The organism is Rudaea sp. (assembly GCF_057139185.1).
On the sequence record NZ_DBNHDN010000006.1, the window covers coordinates 240,070 to 257,958 of the forward strand.

The window sequence follows — 17,889 nt, forward strand, 5'->3', positions numbered from 1 at the left end:
CCTGCCTCGCCATTCGCCAACTATGGCAACGGCGCCGGCAGCCGTCCATCGCCCTTTGCTACGCCTGGCTCGCGCCGCCGGTCAGCGCGACAGATCGATCGAATACACCGCCGAGCCGTCGCCGTTGTCCTTGAACAGCGCAACGTTGGCGAGCCCCGCGGCGCGCGCGATGCCGAGTTTGCCGGCAGCCGAGGTGAACACGACGGGACCCGCCGTCTTCACCTTGGCGAAATGCCAGTTGCGCTGGTCGCCGAATTTCCTGCGCGTGATCTCGCGCTGCTCGCGTACGAAACCGATCAGCGCGTCGCGGTTGGTGTCGGGTGCGGAGAAGACGATGTTGCTGCCGTCGAGGCCGGGAAAGCCGCCACCGCCGCTGGCGCGGTAGTTGTTGGTGACGACGATGAAATCCTGATCGTCATGCACCGGCTTGCCGCGATACCGCAGGTCGGCGATGCGCTGGCCGGCGGCGCGCGTCACATCGATCGTCCAGGTGAGGTCGCCCTGCAGCACGTCGAAGTTGTAGGTCGGAAATTTGGTGTTGACCAGTTCCTGCGCCTCGTGCCTCGAAGGGTCGATGCGATGGAACCAGCCTGCGGATTTTTCCAGCCACGCCTTCACGCCGGCGCCGTTCACCTTCACCGCGGTCAGGGTGTTCGGGTAGAGATAAAGGTCCGCTGCGTTGTTGATCGCGAGCGTGCCCGCCGGCACGTCGGTGTAGTCGTTCGGGCCGCCGAAACCGGCCTTGAACGGCGAGGCGGCGCCGAGCACGGGCAACGCGGCGTATTGCGGAAGGTTCTGCTTGATGTACGTCTGCGCGTAGTTGCGTTCGGCCGCGTTGACCAAGGCCAGTGCCGAAGTGTCGCCGGCAGCGACGAAGTAGGTACTGAGGTCGTAGTCGCTGCGGCCGATCGGCGTCTTCACGTAGGCGATTGCGCCTTCGTGTTCGTCCTTGACCAATTGTTCGATGTGTTCGTCGCCGGCGACGAAGCCGTCCGCGCTCTTGACCGAACGCACTTCGGATTTGCTCGCCGCGCGATCGACCTGCCAGCGTCCGTCCTTCCATGCCAACGCCAGCTCGATGACGCCAAGGCTCCTGCCGAAATAATTGCCCATCGCCGCGGGCACGCCGCGCACGAAGCCGCGCACGTTGTCCACTTCGGGCATGTTCGCGTAGTGCGATTTCGGATTTTGCGGATTGGGGAAGATATCGTGCGAATGGCCGAGCAGGAGCACGTCGATCCCGGCCACGCCTGCGAGGTGCCAGCCGACGTTCTCCAGCCGGTCGGTGTAGGGCGCGGGATTGAGTCCGCAGTGGCAGATGGCGACGACGATGTCGGCGCCGGCAGCCTTCACTTCGGGCAGATATTTCTGTGCGGCCTCGACCGGACCCATCACCGTGACCTTGCCATCGAGGTTGCGCTTGTCCCAGTCGAGAATCCACGTTGGCGTGAAGCCGAGTACGCCGATCCTGATCGGCGTCTGAATGGTCTTGCCGTCGGCGGCCTGTGTCCTGATCGTGCGCGTCAGCAGTTTCCACGGCGCATACAGCGGCTTGCCGTCCTTCGCGCTGAACACGTTCGACAGCACGAGCGGAAAGTTCGGCCCCTTGCAGTGTTCGACCGGCACGCCGCTCACGTCAAACGCGGTGCCGGTGGCCTGGCTGAGGAACGACAGGCCGTAGTTGAATTCGTGGTTGCCGATCGTGCCGGCGTCGTAGCCGAGCGTATCCATTGCCTTGTACACGGCCAGTTCCTGCCCGCAGGCGATCGGTTTGACCTGTGCCTCGTAGTCGGCGAGCACGGTGCCCTGGATCGTGTCGCCCGCGTCGAACAGCAGCGTGTTCGGAAATTCCTTTCGCGCCGCATGCACCAGCGTGGCCGCACGCTCGAGGCCGATGCTTTTGTCCTCGGCGAGCTTGTAGTAGTCGTAGCTCATCACGTTGGAGTGGATGTCGGTGGTTTCGAGTATGGCGAGCTGCGCGCGTGCGCCGGCAGCCGGTTGCGTGGGTGTCTTCGCCATTTGTCCGGGAGCGGCGCAGCCGGCGAGGAACGCCGCGGCAGCGGCTGCGAGTAACCATTGTTTCATCGTGACGATCCGTGGCCGAAAAGCGCAGTTTAGCGCGCCTTCTGTTACTCTTTGCGACCATTGTTCCGCGTAAGTTTTCGTAATGACCGTCCGCACGCGTTTCGCTCCCAGTCCCACCGGCTATCTGCACATCGGCGGCGCGCGCACCGCGCTGTACTGCTGGCTGGAGGCGCGGCATCGCGGCGGCGAATTCATCCTGCGCATCGAGGACACGGACCGCGAGCGTTCGACCGATGCGGCCGTGCAGGCGATCCTCGACGGCATGCGCTGGCTCGACCTCAGCGCCGACGAAGGCCCGTACTACCAGACGCTGCGCATGGAGCGCTATCGGCATGTCGCCGAGCAACTGATCCAGGCCGGCAAGGCCTATTACGCCTACGAGACCCGCGACGAGCTCGAAGCGATGCGCAATGCCGCGATGGCGAAGAACGAGAAGCCGCGCTACAACGGCTACTACCGCGAGCGCAACGAGGCCTATCGCGACGATCCGAACCGCGTCATCCGCTTCAGGAACCCGCAGGGCGGCAGTGTCGTGTTCGACGACAAGGTCAAGGGCCGCGTCGAGTGGAGCAACGACGAGCTCGATGATCTCGTCATCTTCCGCTCGGACGGATTCCCGACCTACAACTTCGCCGTCGTCGTCGACGACATCGACATGGGCATCACCGACGTGATCCGCGGCGACGATCATGTCAACAACACGCCGCGCCAGATCAACATCTATCACGCGCTCGGCGCAAAGGCGCCCGCGTTCGCGCACCTGCCGATGATCCTCGGTGCGGACGGGCAGAAGCTGTCGAAACGCCACGGCGCGGTTGGCGTGATGCAGTATCGCGACGACGGTTTCCTGCCGCACGCGCTGCTCAATTACCTCGTGCGCCTGGGTTGGTCGCACGGCGACCAGGAGATCTTCTCGCGCCAGCAGATGATCGACCTGTTCGACGTCGGCGACGTGAACAAGGCCGCGGCGCGCTTCGATGTCGACAAGCTCAAGTGGCTCAATCAGCAGTACATCAAGAATGATGATCCGCTGGAACTTGCCTCGGAATTCGAATGGCACCTGCGCAAGCAGGGCCTCGATCCCGCGCATGGCCCCGCGCCGGTCGACGTGATTGTCGCGCTGCGCGAGCGCGCGCAGACGCTGCGCGAGATGGCCGAGAAGGCGAGCATCTGGTACGGCCCGATCGTGTCGTGGGACGACGCGGCAGTGGCCAAGCACCTGAAGGCCGCGACCGCGCTGCCCGCGCTGCAGGCCGTGCATGCGCAGCTCGCGGGCGTTGCCGACTGGAACGTCGAGAACGTGCACAAGGCGATCCAGGACGCTGCCGTCGCGATCGGCGAGGGCATGGGCAAGGTTGCGCAGCCGCTGCGCGTGGCGATGACCGGCACCCAGGTGTCGCCGTCGATCGACCACACCGTTTATCTCGTCGGCCGCGAGCGCGCGCTCAAGCGCATCGACGACGCGATCGCGCGCGCGGGCGGCTGAGTCCGGCGATGGCGTGCCGTTGAACTGCGACGTCGCCACGCTGCTGCACGCGCTGCAGTCGGACGATCCCGACGCGCAGATGCAGGTGCTCGATGCCTGTTTCGCCACGCTCACCGATCCGACCCTGTGGTACTGGCTGATCGGCTTCACCGTGGTCAGCGCACTGGTCGGCGCGTTGATCGGCAAGTACAAGCAGGCGGTCGTGCGCGACACCTTGCTCGGCCTCGCGCTCGGGCCGATCGGCTGGGGCATTTCGCTGCTGCTGCCGAAAGCCGTGCGCAAACCGCGGTGCCGCACCTGCGGCAAGCCGGTCGATGCGGGCGACAGGCATTGCCGCCATTGCGGCGCCGCGCTCTGATTTCCCGAGGCGTGGACAACGGACCGCAAACGTGTGTTTGTCCGGCGTGACCGCTTTTCCGCCACCGTGTCGGTAGCCCGCAGGCGTTGCCCGGGGCATCTTGTCGTGGCGCACGGCAGCCCCATTTTTCGTGGATGCTATGATGCCCGCACCACGATCCATGCCGCCGATGTCCGCCAAGCCCGCCAGTTCGCACCACCATCGCCACGACGCCCACGCCTTCGTGCGCGAGGTGACGGCCGCGTGCGAGATGCGCGGCCTGCGCCTGACCGAGATCCGCCAGCAGGTGCTCGATCTGATTGCCAGTTCGGAGAAGCCGGTCAAGGCGTACGATCTGCTCGACCGGCTCAAGGACGATCGCAGCAATGCCGCGCCGCCAACCGTCTACCGCGCGCTCGACTTCCTCATCGAAAACGGCTTCATCCACAAGCTGCAATCGATCAACGCCTACGTGAGCTGCCATCACCCCAGCGTGGTCCATCACGTGCCGTTCCTGATCTGCGACCAGTGCGAATCGGCCACCGAGATCTGCGACGAGCGCGTCGCCAAGCTGCTGACCGAACAGGCCAAGGCACTCGGCTTCCGCGCGCGTGCGCAAACGCTTGAGGTGCACGGTGTGTGCAAACGTTGCGCGGGAGCCCAGTAAACGGGGCGTTTTCGACGCTTTGATTCTCCCGCGCCTAGAGCAGTTTCGTCGGTAGTGCTTGCACCGTCATTCGGGGCCCTGCGAAGCATGGGGCCCGGAATCCGTTCTTGCACCGTCACCGCGAAGATCAAGGGCGGGATGACCAGTCATTCGGCTTTGAAAGCCCCGCCTTCGCGGGAATGGCGAGGCGGTAAATACTTGAATCGTAAGCACCCTAGAACGACTTGCTCAAACCGAGATAGGCGCCCGCACGCGGGCCATATTGCGGCGCGCCAACGCCGATGCCGGAACCGTCGCGCAACTGGTAAACCTTGTCGGTCGCATTGATGACGGCAAGGCGCACGTTGGTGTTGCCGATGGCGGGCAGGTCGAAATCACGCGCCGCCGACAGGTTGATCTGCCAGTATCTCGGCAGGTGCGCGCTGTTGGCGAAGTCGCGGCGCAGGCCCGAGCCGTAAAGGAAATCGGCGCTCAGCTTCAATCCGTCCCAGTCGTAGCTGATGCCGCCGGAGCCGGTCAGACGCTGGTCGTGGTCGAGGTGCACCCAGTGCGTGGCGATGTAGTCGAGTTCGTCCTGGTCGAAGTTGTACTGGCCGGTGACGACCTTGCGGCCCATCGCGCGGTTCGAGGACAGGTTGAAGTAGCCGCTCAGGTTGCCGTTGGTGTAGTTGGCAGTGAATTCCACGCCGCGGATGCGACCGCGGTCGTAGTTGAATGGCGAGAAGATCAACGCGGCGCCGAACTGGCCTTCGTCGAGCAGGTTGCGCACCTTGCGGTAGTAGGCGTCGAGGCCGAGCGTCCAATGCGCGTCGAACTTGTGGTTGAGGCCGACATCGAAATAGTGCGAGCGTTCCGAGCGCGTCTCGGCGTTGACGTCGGTCGGAAGCTGGTTGGTCGTGCCCTGGAACAGGGCGATGTCGGTCGGCGAGATCAGCTCGGTCGGCGGCGGCGTGAAGTAGCGCGCGTAGCCTGCATGGAGCGCGGTGGCGTCGCTGAACTGGTAGACGAAACCGATGCGCGGGCTGATCTGGCCCTCGCTGACGTAGGCGTCGACCTTGTCGGCGCGCAGGCCGTAGTTGAGCGTGAGCCCGTCGCCGATGCCCCACTCGTCCTGCAGGTACAGGCCACAGGTCTTTGCGTTGATGTGCTGCGAGTTGTCGACGATCGTGATCGGCACGTCGTTGGTCTGGTTGCCGACGGCGTCGGCGGGGAATACGAGTGAGGTCGAATCGCTGACCGGGCGCTCGCTGCTCGCGTGGAGGCCGTAGCGCAGCGTGTGTGTGCTGTCGGCGAAGGGCACGGAAAAGTCCGCTTGCAGCGTGCTCGCGCGGTTGGCGCGGTGAATCGTGCCGGCGACGCCGTTGAAGACGAGGTCGCCGACCGGATCAGGATGATAGTCGACGCCGGTGTAGCGCTGGCCGAGCGAAACCTGGTAGTCGGTGGCGCCGAAATGTCCCTGCAACGAGACGACGCCGAAACGCGTGTGCTCGCGCTGACGCTCGTCGAGCCGCGCCGAATCGAAGGTGTCCACGCCGGCCAGGGCGAATGACGGCTGCTGATCCGGGTTGTTGGGGATCTGGAAGCGGTTGTTGGTGACGCCGGCCATGAACGAGAGGCGCATGTCGTCGCTGAGCAGATAGGAAAAATAGCCGAAGCCCTTTGCCTGATGGGTGCGGTCGTGGATCGCGTTGTACGCCGGCGTCGGGTTCTCGATGCCGACGTCGTTCTGCGCGTACTCGAACGTGGTGAAATAGCTCCAACGGTCGCCGCTGCCATGCAATGAGATCTCGGTCTGCAAAGCGCCGAACGAGCCGGTGAGCAGGCTGATCTTGCCGCCGGAATTCTTGTCGTCCTCGCCGTCACCGCCGGTGCCGTGGTGGCGGTGCGCGCCGCTTTCGGTCGTGATTTCGACCACGCCCGCAGTGCGGTAGCCGTACTGTGCCGGCAGCGCGCCGGTCAGCAACTGCACGCGCTCGATGATGTCCGGGTCGAGCGTCTGGCCGAAGCCTTCGATGCTCTCGGGAACGATCACGCCGTTGATGCGGTACTGCACGTCGCCGTGATCGCCGCGGATGTGCAACTGGCCGTACGAGTCCTGCACTACGCCGGGCGCCTGCAGCAGGATCTGGTTGAGCGGCGTCGCATCGCCGAGCGGCAGGCGTTCGATCGCCTCGGAGTCGATCACGTATTGGCTCGCGCCGACGCTGGGCGACAACTGGTTACGCGCACGGTCGAGCTTGGCGTTGACCTCAACCGCCTGCAGCGTGGTCGCCTTGTCGGCGGGGTCGGCTGCGGCATCCGGCACGGCAGCGGGTGTGTCGGCGGCGCGGGCGAACGGTACGGCCGGCAGGGTGAGGATGATGGCGAGTGCGAGCAACTTCTTCGTCATTGCGTGGGGCGTCCTGCGAGATTGTCTTTGTTATGATATAATATAACATTATTTCGCCCCGGCATCGTGACGGAAGTCATGCAAGGGCTGTCGGAACTGCAAACAGCACCCCGTCGTGTCGCGGGATTCACCAGAACCCGACGTTATGTTATAACTTAGCCATGGCCAGCTCTTCCGCCCCGCAACTGGGCAGCGCCGCCGCCCACGATGCGCTCGCCCATGTCGCCGACCGCATCGGCGCGACCGCATCGTTCCTGTGCGCGCTGCATTGCGCGGTGCTGCCGTTCGTGCTGACCGTGCTGCCGGCGCTGGGCCTCGGCTTCCTCGGCGATCACCGTTTCGAGCGCATCTTCATCGCCTGTGCGAGCCTGCTCGCGCTCGCCTCCCTGGTCCGCGGTTGGCGCCGGCATCGCGTCACCAGCGCGTTGTACCTCGCCGCCGCGGGCCTGGCCCTGCTCTGGATCGGTGCCTGGGTATTCGACGCGGAATCGTCCATAGTCACCCATGCCATGCTGGTCACTCTCGGCGGTTGCTGCGTAGCGCTGGCACACATCGTCAACCTGCGCCTGACCCATCTGTTCGGCAGCTGCTGCCCGCCCGGCGGCGCGGCGTAGCGGCGTTGTCGTTCGCGCCCGCGTGTTGTCCGCAATAACGAGACTCGCTGCGTGAATGCGATTGTGTAACGCCTTGCCGGCCGCCTAACATCCGCGCACCTCCGCCGCCATCCGCGCAACAGCGAAGCATGACCGCCCCCGAGCATCACCACGACCACGACCACGCCGGAGCGGGCGAGCGCCGCCTGCTGTGGGCGTTCGTGCTGACTTCGATCACGCTCGTCGTCGAAGCCGCGGGCGGCTGGATTTCGGGTTCGCTCGCCCTGCTCGCCGACGCCGGCCACATGTTCGTCGACGCGTTCGCGCTGCTGCTCGCCTTCCTCGGGGCCTATTTCGCACGCCGGCCGGCCGATGACCGACGCAGCTTCGGCTATGCGCGGCTGGAGGTGCTGGTCGGCTACACCAATGCGCTGTTCCAGTTCGCGCTGGTGGCGTGGATCGTGGTCGAGGCGATCTGGCGTTTTGCCCGGCCGGAGCCGATTCTTTCCGGCACGATGCTGATCATCGCCGTGATCGGCCTCGTGGTGAACCTGTTCGTGTTGCAAGTGCTCGGTGGCCACGACCACGACGATCTCAACGCTGCTGGCGCGCGCCTGCACGTGCTCGGCGACCTGCTCGGGTCGCTCGGCGCGGTCGCCGCGGCATTGTTGATCCGCTGGCAAGGCTGGCTGTGGGCCGACCCGGCATTCTCGATCTTCGTCTCGCTGCTGATTGCCGGCAGCGCCTGGAGATTGCTCAAGCGCTCGGCGCACATCCTGCTAGAGGGCACGCCCGAGGGCGTCGACACGGCCCAGGTCGCGGTTGCGGCGAAGCAGGGCGAGGGCATCGTCGACGTGCATCATGTGCATGTCTGGCAACTGGCCGGCGGCCGCCGTCTGGCGACGCTGCACGCGCGCCTGCGCGAGGATGCGGATGCGCATGCGGCGCTGGCCCAGGTGCAGGCGATCCTGCGCGAGAAATTCCAGATCGCGCACGCGACCGTGCAGATCGAGCGGCGCGACTGCGCGCACGAGGACTGCGGGCCTGGCGCGCACGAACATCACCACGGGCACGCACACTGAGCGCGGTTGTGGCGCGGAGCAGGGCGGACAAGGCAGATGCCGGAACCCCCACTCTCATCCGCGCAAAATGTCGTTCTTTTCCAGCCACGTCTGTGCGCGATCACGGCCGAGGTCGCGCAGGTCGCGCAGGAAATCCATGCGCGCAGTGAGTCGCGTTTTCGCGCTGTAGCCATCCAGCGATTCGCCGGGTTCGAGGATCTGGATGTCGATCTTCTTCAGACGCCGGCCCAGCGGTGTCAGCGGGAAATTCCTCGCCAGCATGTCCTGTGCCGTCTGCAGCGTTTCGAGTTCGCGGATGAACGTGGTCGAGAACGACAGTTCGGTGATGCGTTCACCGATCTCGCGCGCAGTTGCCGGCGGTTGCGCGCGCTCGATCGGCTGCACCAGCACGCAGGCGATGGTCTCGGCGGTACAGCGGTAGACGAGAGGCTCGATCGCGGGGTTGCCCGCATAGCCGCCATCCCAATAGGTTTCGCCGTCGATCTCGACCGGTGCGAACAGTTGCGGCAGGCAGGTGCTCGCGATCAGCGCGTCGAGGCTCAGGCTGGCGTTGTCGAACAGCATCAGGCGCCCGTCGCGCACGCGCGTCGCCGCGATGAACAGCTTGAACGGCGACTCCTTGCCGATCCGCTCGAAGTCGAACAACGAAGCCGCGATGGTCCTAACCGGATTGATGCCGAGCGGGTTCATTTCCTGCGGGGTGAAGTAGCGCGTCAGCCCGAGCAGGATGCGCTCGGTCGCCGCGCCCGCGGGCGAAGCGAACGCCCAGCGCATCAGGCTCGTCTGCGCGCCCACGGATTCCCATAGTCGAGCCAGCATCGCGCGCGCGCCGTCGCGCTTGCCGTCGAGCCAGCCCTGGGCCAGCGCGCAGGCGTTCATCGCACCGCTCGAGGTCGCGCTGACGCCGTCGAAATCGAGTGAACCGTGCTCGAGCAGGCGGTCGAGGACGCCCCAGGTGAATGCGCCGTGCGCGCCGCCACCTTGCAGGGCGAGGCTGATCGTCGCATCGCGGGAGCCGGCGGCCATGCGGGAATCATAGCGGGAGTCTCCCGCGCGTGGCGAATTCCCACGCGGCGCGCGCGCTGTTAAGCTACGCGGCAAATTGATCCTCGCCGATCAAATACCGCACGCTCGTGTGCAGACTTTTCAATTTTTCCTTCAGGAGTGAGACAAAAATGGGCAGAGGCGACCGCAAGACCAAGAAAGGCAAGATCGCGATCCGCAGCTACGGCAAGGCGCGTCCGCACGTGGCGAAGAAGGCCGCGGGCACGAAGACCGTCGCCGCGAAGCCGGCGGCGAAGAAGGCTGCGCCGGCCAAGAAGGCCGCACCGGCGAAGAAGCCCGCCGCCTGATCGCGCACCGCCGCGCACGAAAAACCCCGCTGCGAGCGGGGTTTTTTTTTCGTCGTTCGCGGCTGCCGGCCGACGGGCGATCCCGGCGCGACGTCGGCAATCACCCGCACAGAACTTTTCGTCGCGGATTCATGCGCTGACAGCTTGCCTGCCGCCGACGACGACACGGCGTACCAACGTGCCACCGATCCAGTAGCACAGCTCGGCCGGGTGGCCGGCGTCCCAGACGACGAAATCCGCGCGCTGCCCGGGCGCCAGTACGCCGCGGTCGGTCAGGCCCAGTGCGCGCGCGGCGTGCGCGGTCGCGCCACGCAACGCTTCCTCGGGAGTCATGCGGAACAGGGTGCAGGCCATGTTCATCGCGTGGCGCAGCGAGAGCAGCGGCGAGGTGCCCGGGTTGAGATCGCTGGCCACGGCGAGCGCCACGCCGTGACGGCGAAACGCCTCGATCGGCGGTAGTGTATTTTCACGCAAAGTATAAAATGCACCGGGCAGCATCACCGCGACGCTGCCGGCCGCGGCCATCGCCGCGATGCCGGCCGCGTTCGCGTATTCGAGATGGTCGGCCGAGAGTGCGCCGAATTCCGCGGCGAGTGCGGCACCGCCCGAATCGGACAACTGATCGGCGTGCAGTTTGACCGGCAGGCCGTGCGCACGCGCGGTCTCGAATACACGCTGGACTTCGGACGGCGTGAACGCGATGTTCTCGCAGAATGCATCGACCGCGTCGGCGAGACCCGTCTGCGCGATCTGCGGCAGCATGTGGATGCAGGCCTCGTCGACGTAGTCGGCCTGGCGCCCGGCGAACTCGGGCGGCAGCGCGTGTGCGCCGAGGAACGTCGTGCGCACGCCGATGCCGAGCGTCTCGCCGATGCGCCGCGCGACGCGCAGCATCTTCGCTTCGCTGGCGAAGTCGAGGCCGTAGCCGGACTTGATTTCGAGCGTGGTCACGCCGTCGGCGAGCAGCATTCGCGCGCGAGGCAGCGACTGCGCGAGCAGTTCGTCTTCGCGTGCGGCGCGCGTCTTCGCCACGGTCGAGAGGATGCCGCCGCCGGCCTTGGCGATCTCGGCGTAACTCGCACCGTTGAGGCGCAGGTCGAACTCCGCGGCGCGATCGCCGGCGAAGACGAGATGGGTATGGCAATCGATCAAGCCTGGCGTGACCAGCGCGCCGTGTGCCGAGTCCACCGTGCGCGCGAGCGCAGCGGGCCTGCCGGGCAACGCGGACATCGGCGCGGCGAAAACGATGCGGCCGTCGTTCCAGCCGAGCGCCGCGGCATCGACCAGGCCGAATGCGGTGCCGTTCGCCGCCATCGTCGCGAGGCGGCAGTCGAGCAGCAAGCCATCCCAGAGCAGGCTCATTTTGGCGCGCTCGTCGCCGGGGCGGTGGCCGGCATCGGGTCGGGCGCGTGCACGGGCACGCCGTCGGCGGCCTGCTGCCGCTCGTGTTCGTCGATCAGGCGCTGCGCGAACGCACGATACACCGGCACCGGCGCGATCAGTGCGGCGATTGCTCGCGCGAGCAGACACACGGCGAGGATCGGTATCACCATGCTCTGGTTGGCAGTCAGTTCGAGCGTGATCACGGCCGAGGTCAACGGCGCCTGGGTCACGCCGGAGAGAAACGCGCCCATGCCGACCAGCACGATCGCCGCCTTGTCGGCCTGCGGCAGCAAGCTCGACACCGCATTGCCCATGCCCGCGCCGACCGCCAGCGCCGGCGAGAAGATGCCGCCGGGGATGCCGGCCCAGTACGAGAGGACGTTGGCGGCGAGTTTGAGCCAGCCGAACACGAACGCGGCACCGTGCGTGGACTGGACGAGATCGCGCGCCTCGGCGTAGCCGGTGCCGTAAATGCCGCTGCCGAAATGCGCACTGACGACGCCGAGCACGGCCAGCGCCAGACCGCAGCCGGCGGCGAAGCCGACCGGCCAGCGCGCGCGCATCGCGGCAACGCGGGTGAGCGGATTGCGGCTGGCCGGATCGGGCTCCTGCAGCAGGATGGTGCGCGCGAACAGCGCGCCGCCGAGGCCGCCGCAAAGTCCGCAGAGCGCGACCGCGAACCAGCTTTGCCCGAGCGGCATCTCGGCGGCGACGCGGCCGAAATAGGCATAGTTGCCGAGCACGCCGAGCGAGACGATGCCGGCGAAGATCACCGCAGTCAGAATGATGCCGCTGAAGCGGTGTTCGAACGTGCCGGCCAGTTCCTCGATCGCGAACACGACGCCGGCGAGCGGGGTGTTGAACGCGGCCGCGATGCCGGCGCCGCCGCCGGCGAGGATGAAGCGCGACAGTGCCTTGGGATCGGCGAAGCCGAGCCGCTTGCCGATCGAATACATGATGCCTGCGCCGACGTGCACGGTCGGGCCCTCGCGGCCGATCGACGCGCCCATGGCGAGGCCGAACAGGGTGAGAGCCATTTTCGCCAGCACGACGGGCAGCGAGAGCAGGCGATCGCGGAAGGCCGCCTCGGGCACGTCGAGCGCGGCGATCACCTGCGGAATGCCGCTGCCACGCGTGGCCTTGAGCGGCCCCGAAGTCAGCCAGGCAAGCAAGGCGAACGCCGCCGGCATGATCGCGAGCGGCAACCACGCCGAGATCGCGAGGATCGCGCGAAAGCCGACAAAGGCGTAGTCGCTCGCGCGCGCGAAGGCGATCGCGGCGAGGCCGACCAGGACGCCGCCGCCCCACAACGCAAACCGCCGCTTCCACTGCGCGGGGGCGAACAGTTCGTCGTCGAGACGGCTGCGCAGGTGCGTGCGCGCGGGGTGGTCGTCGGGAGCGGACATGCGGCGATTATCGCAGAGCGCGGGTGGTCGCTGCGACAGCGGCGCGCGCGATCGCCCGTTCGCCGATCATGAAAGCAGGCTCTGCCCGCTTGCCGCATTTGCGCACGCGGCTGGCATACTGTTCTCCGACACGAGGAAATCGCAGGCATGAAAAACTATTTCGCCGAATCGTTGTGGAGTCCGCAGGGGTGGACGCGTGGCGCACGCCTCGCGGTCGCCGCGGGCCGCATCGCCGCTGCCGCGGACGGCCATGGCGAGCGGCTCGGCCGCTGCGTGCTGCCGGGCATGCCGAATCTGCATTCGCACGCGTTCCAGCGCGCGATGGCGGGATTGGCGGAAAAGCAGACCAACTCGTCGGACTCGTTCTGGACCTGGCGCGAGACGATGTACGCATTCGCCGGCCGCATCGGCCCGGAAGATTTGCAGGCGATCGCGGCGCAGCTCTACGTCGAGATGCTCGAGGCCGGCTACACCCAGGTCTGCGAATTCCACTACCTGCACCACCAGCCGGACGGCAAGCGGTATGCCGATCCTGCGGCGATGTCGCTGGCATTGATCGAGGCCGCGCGCGAGGCCGGCATCGGCCTGACCCTGCTGCCGACGCTGTACATGACCGGCGGCTTCGACGGCCGCCCGCTGTCCGAGCGCCAGCGCCGCTTCGGCTTCGACGTCGACGGCTACCTGTCGTTGTTGCAGCAATTGGTAAATGTGGAAAATGCCGCATTGCGCATCGGCGTCGCCCTGCATTCGCTGCGCGCGGTGCCGGAGAAGGCGATGCGCGAGGTGCTTGCCGCAGAGTTGACGCGCGGCATGCCGGTCCACGTCCATATCGCCGAGCAGATCGGCGAGGTGCAGGACTGCCTCGCGCTGCGCAATGCGCGGCCGGTCGAGTGGCTGCTCGACAACCTGCCGGTCGACGCGCGCTGGTGCCTGGTCCACGCCACGCACATGAGCGCGCAGGAAACACAGCGCCTCGCGCAGTCCGGCGCGGTCGCCGGCCTGTGCCCGACCACCGAGGCCAACCTCGGCGACGGCCTGTTCCCGCTCAAGGCGTACATCGACGAGAACGGTGCGCTCGGCATCGGCTCGGACAGCCACATCTCGGTATCGCCGGTCGAGGAACTGCGCTGGCTCGAGTACGGCCAGCGCCTCGCCACGCGGCACCGCAATATCGCGGTGTCGGTGGCGAACCACAGCGTTGGCGAGACCTTGTTCGCCGCGGCGCTGCGTGGCGGTGCGCAGGCGGCGGGCGTCGGCGTCGGCGCGATCGCGGCGGATGCACGCGCCGACTTCATCGTGCTCGACGACGATTCGGCGCTGCTGGCCGGCCGCGACGAGGCCAGCCTGATCGACACGTTCCTGTTCGCCGGCAACGCCAACCTCGTGCGCCACGTCATGGTCGGCGGCGATTGGGTCGTGCGCGATTTCCGTCATCGCGACCGCGAGCGCATCGCGGCGCGCTATCGCGCCACGGTGGAGCGTTTAGCGGCCCGCGTCTAGCGCAAGCCAGCACGACCCGCCCGGCGAGGGATTCCCCCGGTCCGTTTGCCGCCGCTTTGGCGGCTTGCGTGCCGCTCTGGAATCCGCAAGCGCACGGCGCGCGATTGGTGCGCAGTGTCAGCAGACGAATCCTCGCGCCGGAAATTCCGCGGGACGCTGCAGCCAGTTGTCCGCCGGATACGTGCATGTGGCATCGACTGCGTGCAGCGTGTAGGCATGGCGCGCCTGCGCCGAGCGGTTGGCTTCGGACAGGTGCGGAAAGCAGCCGTTGAACACGATCAGCGTGCCGGCGGGGACTTCGAGCCATTCGAGCGCGGACATGTCCCATTCGATCGATGCGTCGAGTTCGTTCGTTTCGAGCGTGCCGTCAGCCTTGCTGCGAAACAGTTTCTTCAATCCCTTGCGATGCTCGCCCGGGATGCCGCCGAGGCAGCCGTTGCCGCGATGCGCGTCGTCGATCGCGAACCAGTAGCCGGTGACCGACATCGGCTCGGTGTAGAGATAAGTCGAATCCTGGTGGCAGATGACTTCGCCGCCGATGCCCGGCTGCTTGAAGATGTACATCGACTGCATCACGCGCGGCTGCGCGACGCCAAGGCTCGCACTGACCGCCTGCAGCGCGGGGCCTTTCGAGAACGCCGAGAACACCGGGTCGAGGTCGTGCATCGCGTGGCCGAGCTTGTTGACCGCGAGCGGCAGCGGGTAGGCGAGCTTGCCGTCGATGTCGAACGCTTCTTCCTCGAAGAACACGCCGATGCCGGTGGCCGATTCGAGAAAATAGCGGCTGTCGAGATGCTGCGGCGCACGGGTCGAGAAGATCGTGCCGACCGCGCGCGGGCCGTGTTCCTCGACGAGTGCGTTGGCGCGCACGCGCAGGAGTTCGCATTCGCCGCGGCGCTTGAAGTTTTCGATGACCAGTACGCCGTCGCGGTGGAAAGCGGCGGCAGCTTCAGGCGGCAATTCACCGTTCGGCAGGGTTGTGCAGCGGGTGATGGGCATGGCGGTCGATTCCGGCGCGGGCTCAATTGCGCAGCTTGTAGCCGCTGCGGAAGATCCACGAGACGATGGCGAGGCATAGCGCGAGGAAGCCGAGGATCGCGGCGAGGCTGATTGCGACATCGACGTCGGCCTTGCCGTAGAAGCTCCAGCGCATGCCGCTGATCAGGTACACGACCGGGTTGAACAGGCTGATTTTCTGCCACAGCGGCGGCAGCATCGAGATCGAATAGAACGCGCCGCCGAGGAAGGTCAGCGGGGTCATGATCAGCATCGGCACGACTTGCAGGCGCTGGAAGCTGTCCGCCCACAGGCCGAGGATGAAGCCGAACAGGCTGAAGCTCAGCGCGGTCAGCACGAGGAAAGCGACCATCCAGAACGGGTGTTCGATGTGGTAGGGCACGAAAAAGCGCGCGGTGATCAGGATCAGCGTGCCGAGCATCAGCGACTTGGTCGCCGCCGCGCCGACGTAGCCGAGCACCGCCTCGAACGCCGACACCGGTGCCGAGAGCAGTTCGAAGATCGTGCCGGCCCATTTCGGCATGTAGATGCCGAACGCGGCGTTGGAGATGCTCTCGTTGAGCAGCGGCAGCATGAGCAGGCCGGGAATGATGAAGGCCGCGTAGTCGACGCCGTCGACGCTGCCGACGCGCGCGCCGATCGCCGCGCCGAAGACGATGAAGTAGAGCGAGGTCGACAGCACCGGCGACAGCATCGATTCGAGCAGGGTGCGGAAGGTGCGCGCCATTTCGAATTTGTAGATCGCGCGGATCGCGTGGAGGTTCATGGCTCAGCTCCGCACCAGCGACACGAAAATGTCTTCGAGCGAGGACTGGCTCGAATGCAGATCCTTGAAATCGATGCCGTGCGCGGCAAGCCGGCGCAGCAGTTCGGCGATGCCGGTTTCCTCGCGCTGCGTGTCGAAGGTGTAGGTGATCGCGTCGCCGTCGGCCGACAGTTCGAGCGGCAACGTGGCGAGTTCGTGCGGAATGCGCTGCAGTGGCGTCTGCAGTGCCAGCGTGAGCTGTTTCCTGCCGAGCTTCTTCATCAGCGCGGCCTTGTCCTCGACCAGGATCAGCTCGCCCTTGCGGATCACGCCGATGCGGTCGGCCATGTCCTCGGCTTCCTCGATGTAGTGCGTGGTCAGGATTATCGTCGTGCCGTTCTCGCGCAGGCGGCGCACCATCTGCCACATGTCGTGGCGCAGTTCGACGTCGACGCCGGCGGTCGGTTCGTCGAGGAACAGAATGCGCGGTTCGTGCGCGAGCGCCTTGGCGATCAGCACGCGGCGCTTCATGCCGCCGGACAGGGTCATCACCTTGGCATCGCGTTTGTCCCACAGCGAGAGCTCGCGCAGTACGGTTTCGATGTGCGCCGGATTCGGCGCGAGGCCGAACAGGCCGCGGCTGAAGGTCACCGTCGCGATCACGCTCTCGAACGCGTCGGTGTGCAGCTCCTGCGGCACGAGGCCGATTTTCGCGCGCGCGGCGCGGTAGTCGCGCGCGATGTCGTGGCCATCGGCGACGACGCTGCCGGTGGTCGCATTGACGATGCCGCAGACGATGCTGATCAGCGTCGTCTTGCCGGCGCCGTTCGGCCCGAGCAGGGCGAAGATCTCGCCCGCGCGAATCTGCAGATCGATGTCCTGCAGCGCGACGAAGCCGGAATCGTAGGTCTTTCCGAGGCCCCGGATGTCGATGATCGGCCGCATGCGCGCATTGTGGTCCAGCCGGCCGCGCCCCGGCGCGGCGCGCGCAGCAAGCGCCGCCTTCGCACGCTGCCGCGCACGCGCAGGCCCGGCGGCGCCGCGGGCGCTCGCGCGCGCGGTCCGCGCGCTGGCTATAGTCTGCGTTCCATTCCCCCCGGACTGCAAGGAGATCGTGCATGAGCACATTGGTGGTGGTGAGCTACGAGAAGGAATTCCAGGCCGAAGAGGTCCGCCTGAAGCTGCGCAAGCTGCAGAAGGACTACCTGATCGACCTCGAGGACGCGGTCGTCGCGACGAAGGATGCGAAGGGCAAGGTCAAGCTGCACCAGGCAATGAACCTGACCGGCGCCGGCGCGCTGAGCGGCGGCTTCTGGGGCGCCCTGATCGGCCTGATCTTCATGATGCCGCTGCTCGGCGCGGCGGTCGGCGCGAGCGCCGGCGCGATCTCGGGTGCGCTGACCGACCTCGGCATCGACGACGATTTCATGAAGAACCTCGCCGGCCAGATGCAGCCCGGCGGATCGGTGCTTTTCGTGCTGGCGCACGGCGCGACGCCCGACAAGGTCCTCGAGGAGCTGCAGGGCACGGGCGGCAAGATCCTCAAGACCTCGCTGACGCACGAGGACGAGGCCAAGCTGCAGGCGGTGTTGAGCGCTGCCAAACCATAGCCCGCCACTGAACGGCAGGAAGCAGGCGATGAACGGCACGCTCTATCTGTTGCTGTTGATCGTTCTCTTCATCGGCGTCGTGATCTGGGCGTTCGGCCGCAAGCGCAAGAAGCGGTTCGACGCCGACGCGCGCATCCCGTTCGACGACAAGGACTGAACGCCGTCGCTCCACGCACGACGACCCGCGGCGATGACGTCGTGATGAACTTGCATGATCTGTCCCGGATCGAACCGACC

At 66.4% G+C, this 17,889-nt stretch carries 17 protein-coding genes; 9 read left to right on the forward strand and 8 right to left on the reverse strand.

The features are described 5' to 3' along the window. Positions 1-81: 81 nt before the first annotated feature. Entirely contained in the window at positions 82-2,085 is a 2,004-nt protein-coding gene (locus tag AC16HO_RS02455) for a bifunctional 2',3'-cyclic-nucleotide 2'-phosphodiesterase/3'-nucleotidase (protein ID WP_395642475.1), read from the reverse strand. Positions 2,086-2,167: 82 nt separating this feature from the next. Between AC16HO_RS02455 and gltX the strand changes: the two genes are divergently transcribed. The 3 genes from gltX to AC16HO_RS02470 all read left to right on the forward strand — a co-directional run bounded on the left by gltX (position 2,168) and on the right by AC16HO_RS02470 (position 4,575). Beyond that, entirely contained in the window at positions 2,168-3,571 is a 1,404-nt protein-coding gene (gene gltX, locus AC16HO_RS02460) for a glutamate--tRNA ligase (RefSeq protein ID WP_395642474.1), read from the forward strand. A gap of 13 nt (positions 3,572-3,584) precedes the next feature. Then, on the forward strand, positions 3,585-3,929 hold the full coding sequence (locus AC16HO_RS02465) for a zinc ribbon domain-containing protein (protein WP_395642473.1): 345 nt from the start codon (positions 3,585-3,587) through the stop codon (positions 3,927-3,929). 169 nt (positions 3,930-4,098) lie between these two features. Further along, on the forward strand, positions 4,099-4,575 hold the full coding sequence (locus tag AC16HO_RS02470) for a transcriptional repressor (RefSeq protein ID WP_395642472.1): 477 nt from the start codon (positions 4,099-4,101) through the stop codon (positions 4,573-4,575). A gap of 214 nt (positions 4,576-4,789) precedes the next feature. Here the strand turns inward: AC16HO_RS02470 and AC16HO_RS02475 are convergent, their stop codons facing one another. After that, the gene (locus AC16HO_RS02475) at positions 4,790-6,964 is read right to left on the reverse strand and encodes a TonB-dependent receptor (protein ID WP_395642471.1); all 2,175 of its coding nucleotides are present in this window, start codon (positions 6,962-6,964) and stop codon (positions 4,790-4,792) included. A gap of 161 nt (positions 6,965-7,125) precedes the next feature. Here AC16HO_RS02475 and AC16HO_RS02480 point away from each other — a divergent pair, with 161 nt between their 5' ends. Then, positions 7,126-7,578 carry a MerC domain-containing protein gene (locus tag AC16HO_RS02480; RefSeq protein WP_395642470.1) on the forward strand — a complete coding sequence of 151 codons (453 nt, stop codon included), beginning with the start codon at positions 7,126-7,128 and terminating at the stop codon, positions 7,576-7,578. A 128-nt stretch (positions 7,579-7,706) separates the two neighbouring features. Then, positions 7,707-8,639 (forward strand): cation diffusion facilitator family transporter, encoded by a 933-nt coding sequence (locus AC16HO_RS02485; protein WP_395642469.1) that lies wholly within the window; start codon positions 7,707-7,709, stop codon positions 8,637-8,639. Between the two features lie 54 nt (positions 8,640-8,693). On the opposite strand, the gene AC16HO_RS02490 is transcribed toward AC16HO_RS02485, so the two are convergent. After that, positions 8,694-9,665, reverse strand: a complete 972-nt coding sequence (locus AC16HO_RS02490) for a patatin-like phospholipase family protein (RefSeq protein ID WP_395642468.1) — start codon at positions 9,663-9,665, stop codon at positions 8,694-8,696. 149 nt (positions 9,666-9,814) lie between these two features. Here AC16HO_RS02490 and AC16HO_RS02495 point away from each other — a divergent pair, with 149 nt between their 5' ends. Then, a complete protein-coding gene (locus tag AC16HO_RS02495) occupies positions 9,815-9,991 on the forward strand; it encodes a 30S ribosomal protein THX (RefSeq protein ID WP_395642467.1) in 177 nt (58 codons plus the stop codon). A 129-nt stretch (positions 9,992-10,120) separates the two neighbouring features. On the opposite strand, the gene hutI is transcribed toward AC16HO_RS02495, so the two are convergent. After that, positions 10,121-11,353, reverse strand: a complete 1,233-nt coding sequence (gene hutI, locus AC16HO_RS02500; protein ID WP_395642466.1) for an imidazolonepropionase — start codon at positions 11,351-11,353, stop codon at positions 10,121-10,123. After that, positions 11,350-12,780: a chloride channel protein gene (locus tag AC16HO_RS02505; RefSeq protein ID WP_395642465.1), complete on the reverse strand. Its 1,431-nt coding sequence runs from the start codon at positions 12,778-12,780 to the stop codon at positions 11,350-11,352. Before AC16HO_RS02505 ends, hutI begins: the two co-directional genes overlap by 4 nt. 147 nt (positions 12,781-12,927) lie before the next feature. Here AC16HO_RS02505 and AC16HO_RS02510 point away from each other — a divergent pair, with 147 nt between their 5' ends. Then, positions 12,928-14,280 (forward strand): formimidoylglutamate deiminase, encoded by a 1,353-nt coding sequence (locus AC16HO_RS02510; protein WP_395642464.1) that lies wholly within the window; start codon positions 12,928-12,930, stop codon positions 14,278-14,280. Between the two features lie 117 nt (positions 14,281-14,397). Here AC16HO_RS02510 and AC16HO_RS02515 read toward each other — a convergent pair whose 3' ends face one another. Genes AC16HO_RS02515 through AC16HO_RS02525 form a run of 3 tightly spaced genes read right to left on the reverse strand, consistent with a single transcriptional unit; the run spans position 14,398 to position 16,987 of the window. Then, complete coding sequence (locus AC16HO_RS02515; protein ID WP_395642463.1) at positions 14,398-15,279, reverse strand: phytanoyl-CoA dioxygenase family protein; 882 nt, start codon at positions 15,277-15,279, stop codon at positions 14,398-14,400. Between the two features lie 22 nt (positions 15,280-15,301). Continuing rightward, on the reverse strand, positions 15,302-16,063 hold the full coding sequence (locus AC16HO_RS02520; protein WP_395642462.1) for an ABC transporter permease: 762 nt from the start codon (positions 16,061-16,063) through the stop codon (positions 15,302-15,304). Positions 16,064-16,066: 3 nt separating this feature from the next. Then, positions 16,067-16,987: an ATP-binding cassette domain-containing protein gene (locus AC16HO_RS02525; protein WP_484335276.1), complete on the reverse strand. Its 921-nt coding sequence runs from the start codon at positions 16,985-16,987 to the stop codon at positions 16,067-16,069. Between the two features lie 173 nt (positions 16,988-17,160). Between AC16HO_RS02525 and AC16HO_RS02530 the strand changes: the two genes are divergently transcribed. Together AC16HO_RS02530 and AC16HO_RS02535 are read left to right on the forward strand one after the other, a co-directional pair. Then, positions 17,161-17,652: a DUF1269 domain-containing protein gene (locus AC16HO_RS02530; RefSeq protein ID WP_484335277.1), complete on the forward strand. Its 492-nt coding sequence runs from the start codon at positions 17,161-17,163 to the stop codon at positions 17,650-17,652. A gap of 28 nt (positions 17,653-17,680) precedes the next feature. Further along, a complete protein-coding gene (locus tag AC16HO_RS02535) occupies positions 17,681-17,809 on the forward strand; it encodes a cbb3-type cytochrome oxidase subunit 3 (protein ID WP_484335278.1) in 129 nt (42 codons plus the stop codon). The last annotated feature ends 80 nt before the right edge of the window (positions 17,810-17,889 follow it).

What these genes read in the sequence shown, in the direction of transcription:
- AC16HO_RS02455 (WP_395642475.1), bottom strand. Translation starts at nt 2,085, where the DNA reads ATGAAACAATGGTTACTCGCAGCCGCTGCCGCGGCGTTCCTCGCCGGC.
- gltX (WP_395642474.1), top strand. Translation starts at nt 2,168, where the DNA reads ATGACCGTCCGCACGCGTTTCGCTCCCAGTCCCACCGGCTATCTGCAC.
- AC16HO_RS02470 (WP_395642472.1), top strand. Translation starts at nt 4,099, where the DNA reads ATGTCCGCCAAGCCCGCCAGTTCGCACCACCATCGCCACGACGCCCAC.
- AC16HO_RS02475 (WP_395642471.1), bottom strand. Translation starts at nt 6,964, where the DNA reads ATGACGAAGAAGTTGCTCGCACTCGCCATCATCCTCACCCTGCCGGCC.
- AC16HO_RS02480 (WP_395642470.1), top strand. Translation starts at nt 7,126, where the DNA reads ATGGCCAGCTCTTCCGCCCCGCAACTGGGCAGCGCCGCCGCCCACGAT.
- AC16HO_RS02485 (WP_395642469.1), top strand. Translation starts at nt 7,707, where the DNA reads ATGACCGCCCCCGAGCATCACCACGACCACGACCACGCCGGAGCGGGC.
- AC16HO_RS02490 (WP_395642468.1), bottom strand. Translation starts at nt 9,665, where the DNA reads ATGGCCGCCGGCTCCCGCGATGCGACGATCAGCCTCGCCCTGCAAGGT.
- AC16HO_RS02495 (WP_395642467.1), top strand. Translation starts at nt 9,815, where the DNA reads ATGGGCAGAGGCGACCGCAAGACCAAGAAAGGCAAGATCGCGATCCGC.
- hutI (WP_395642466.1), bottom strand. Translation starts at nt 11,353, where the DNA reads ATGAGCCTGCTCTGGGATGGCTTGCTGCTCGACTGCCGCCTCGCGACG.
- AC16HO_RS02505 (WP_395642465.1), bottom strand. Translation starts at nt 12,780, where the DNA reads ATGTCCGCTCCCGACGACCACCCCGCGCGCACGCACCTGCGCAGCCGT.
- AC16HO_RS02510 (WP_395642464.1), top strand. Translation starts at nt 12,928, where the DNA reads ATGAAAAACTATTTCGCCGAATCGTTGTGGAGTCCGCAGGGGTGGACG.
- AC16HO_RS02515 (WP_395642463.1), bottom strand. Translation starts at nt 15,279, where the DNA reads ATGCCCATCACCCGCTGCACAACCCTGCCGAACGGTGAATTGCCGCCT.
- AC16HO_RS02520 (WP_395642462.1), bottom strand. Translation starts at nt 16,063, where the DNA reads ATGAACCTCCACGCGATCCGCGCGATCTACAAATTCGAAATGGCGCGC.
- AC16HO_RS02525 (WP_484335276.1), bottom strand. Translation starts at nt 16,987, where the DNA reads ATGCGGCCGATCATCGACATCCGGGGCCTCGGAAAGACCTACGATTCC.
- AC16HO_RS02530 (WP_484335277.1), top strand. Translation starts at nt 17,161, where the DNA reads ATGAGCACATTGGTGGTGGTGAGCTACGAGAAGGAATTCCAGGCCGAA.
- AC16HO_RS02535 (WP_484335278.1), top strand. Translation starts at nt 17,681, where the DNA reads ATGAACGGCACGCTCTATCTGTTGCTGTTGATCGTTCTCTTCATCGGC.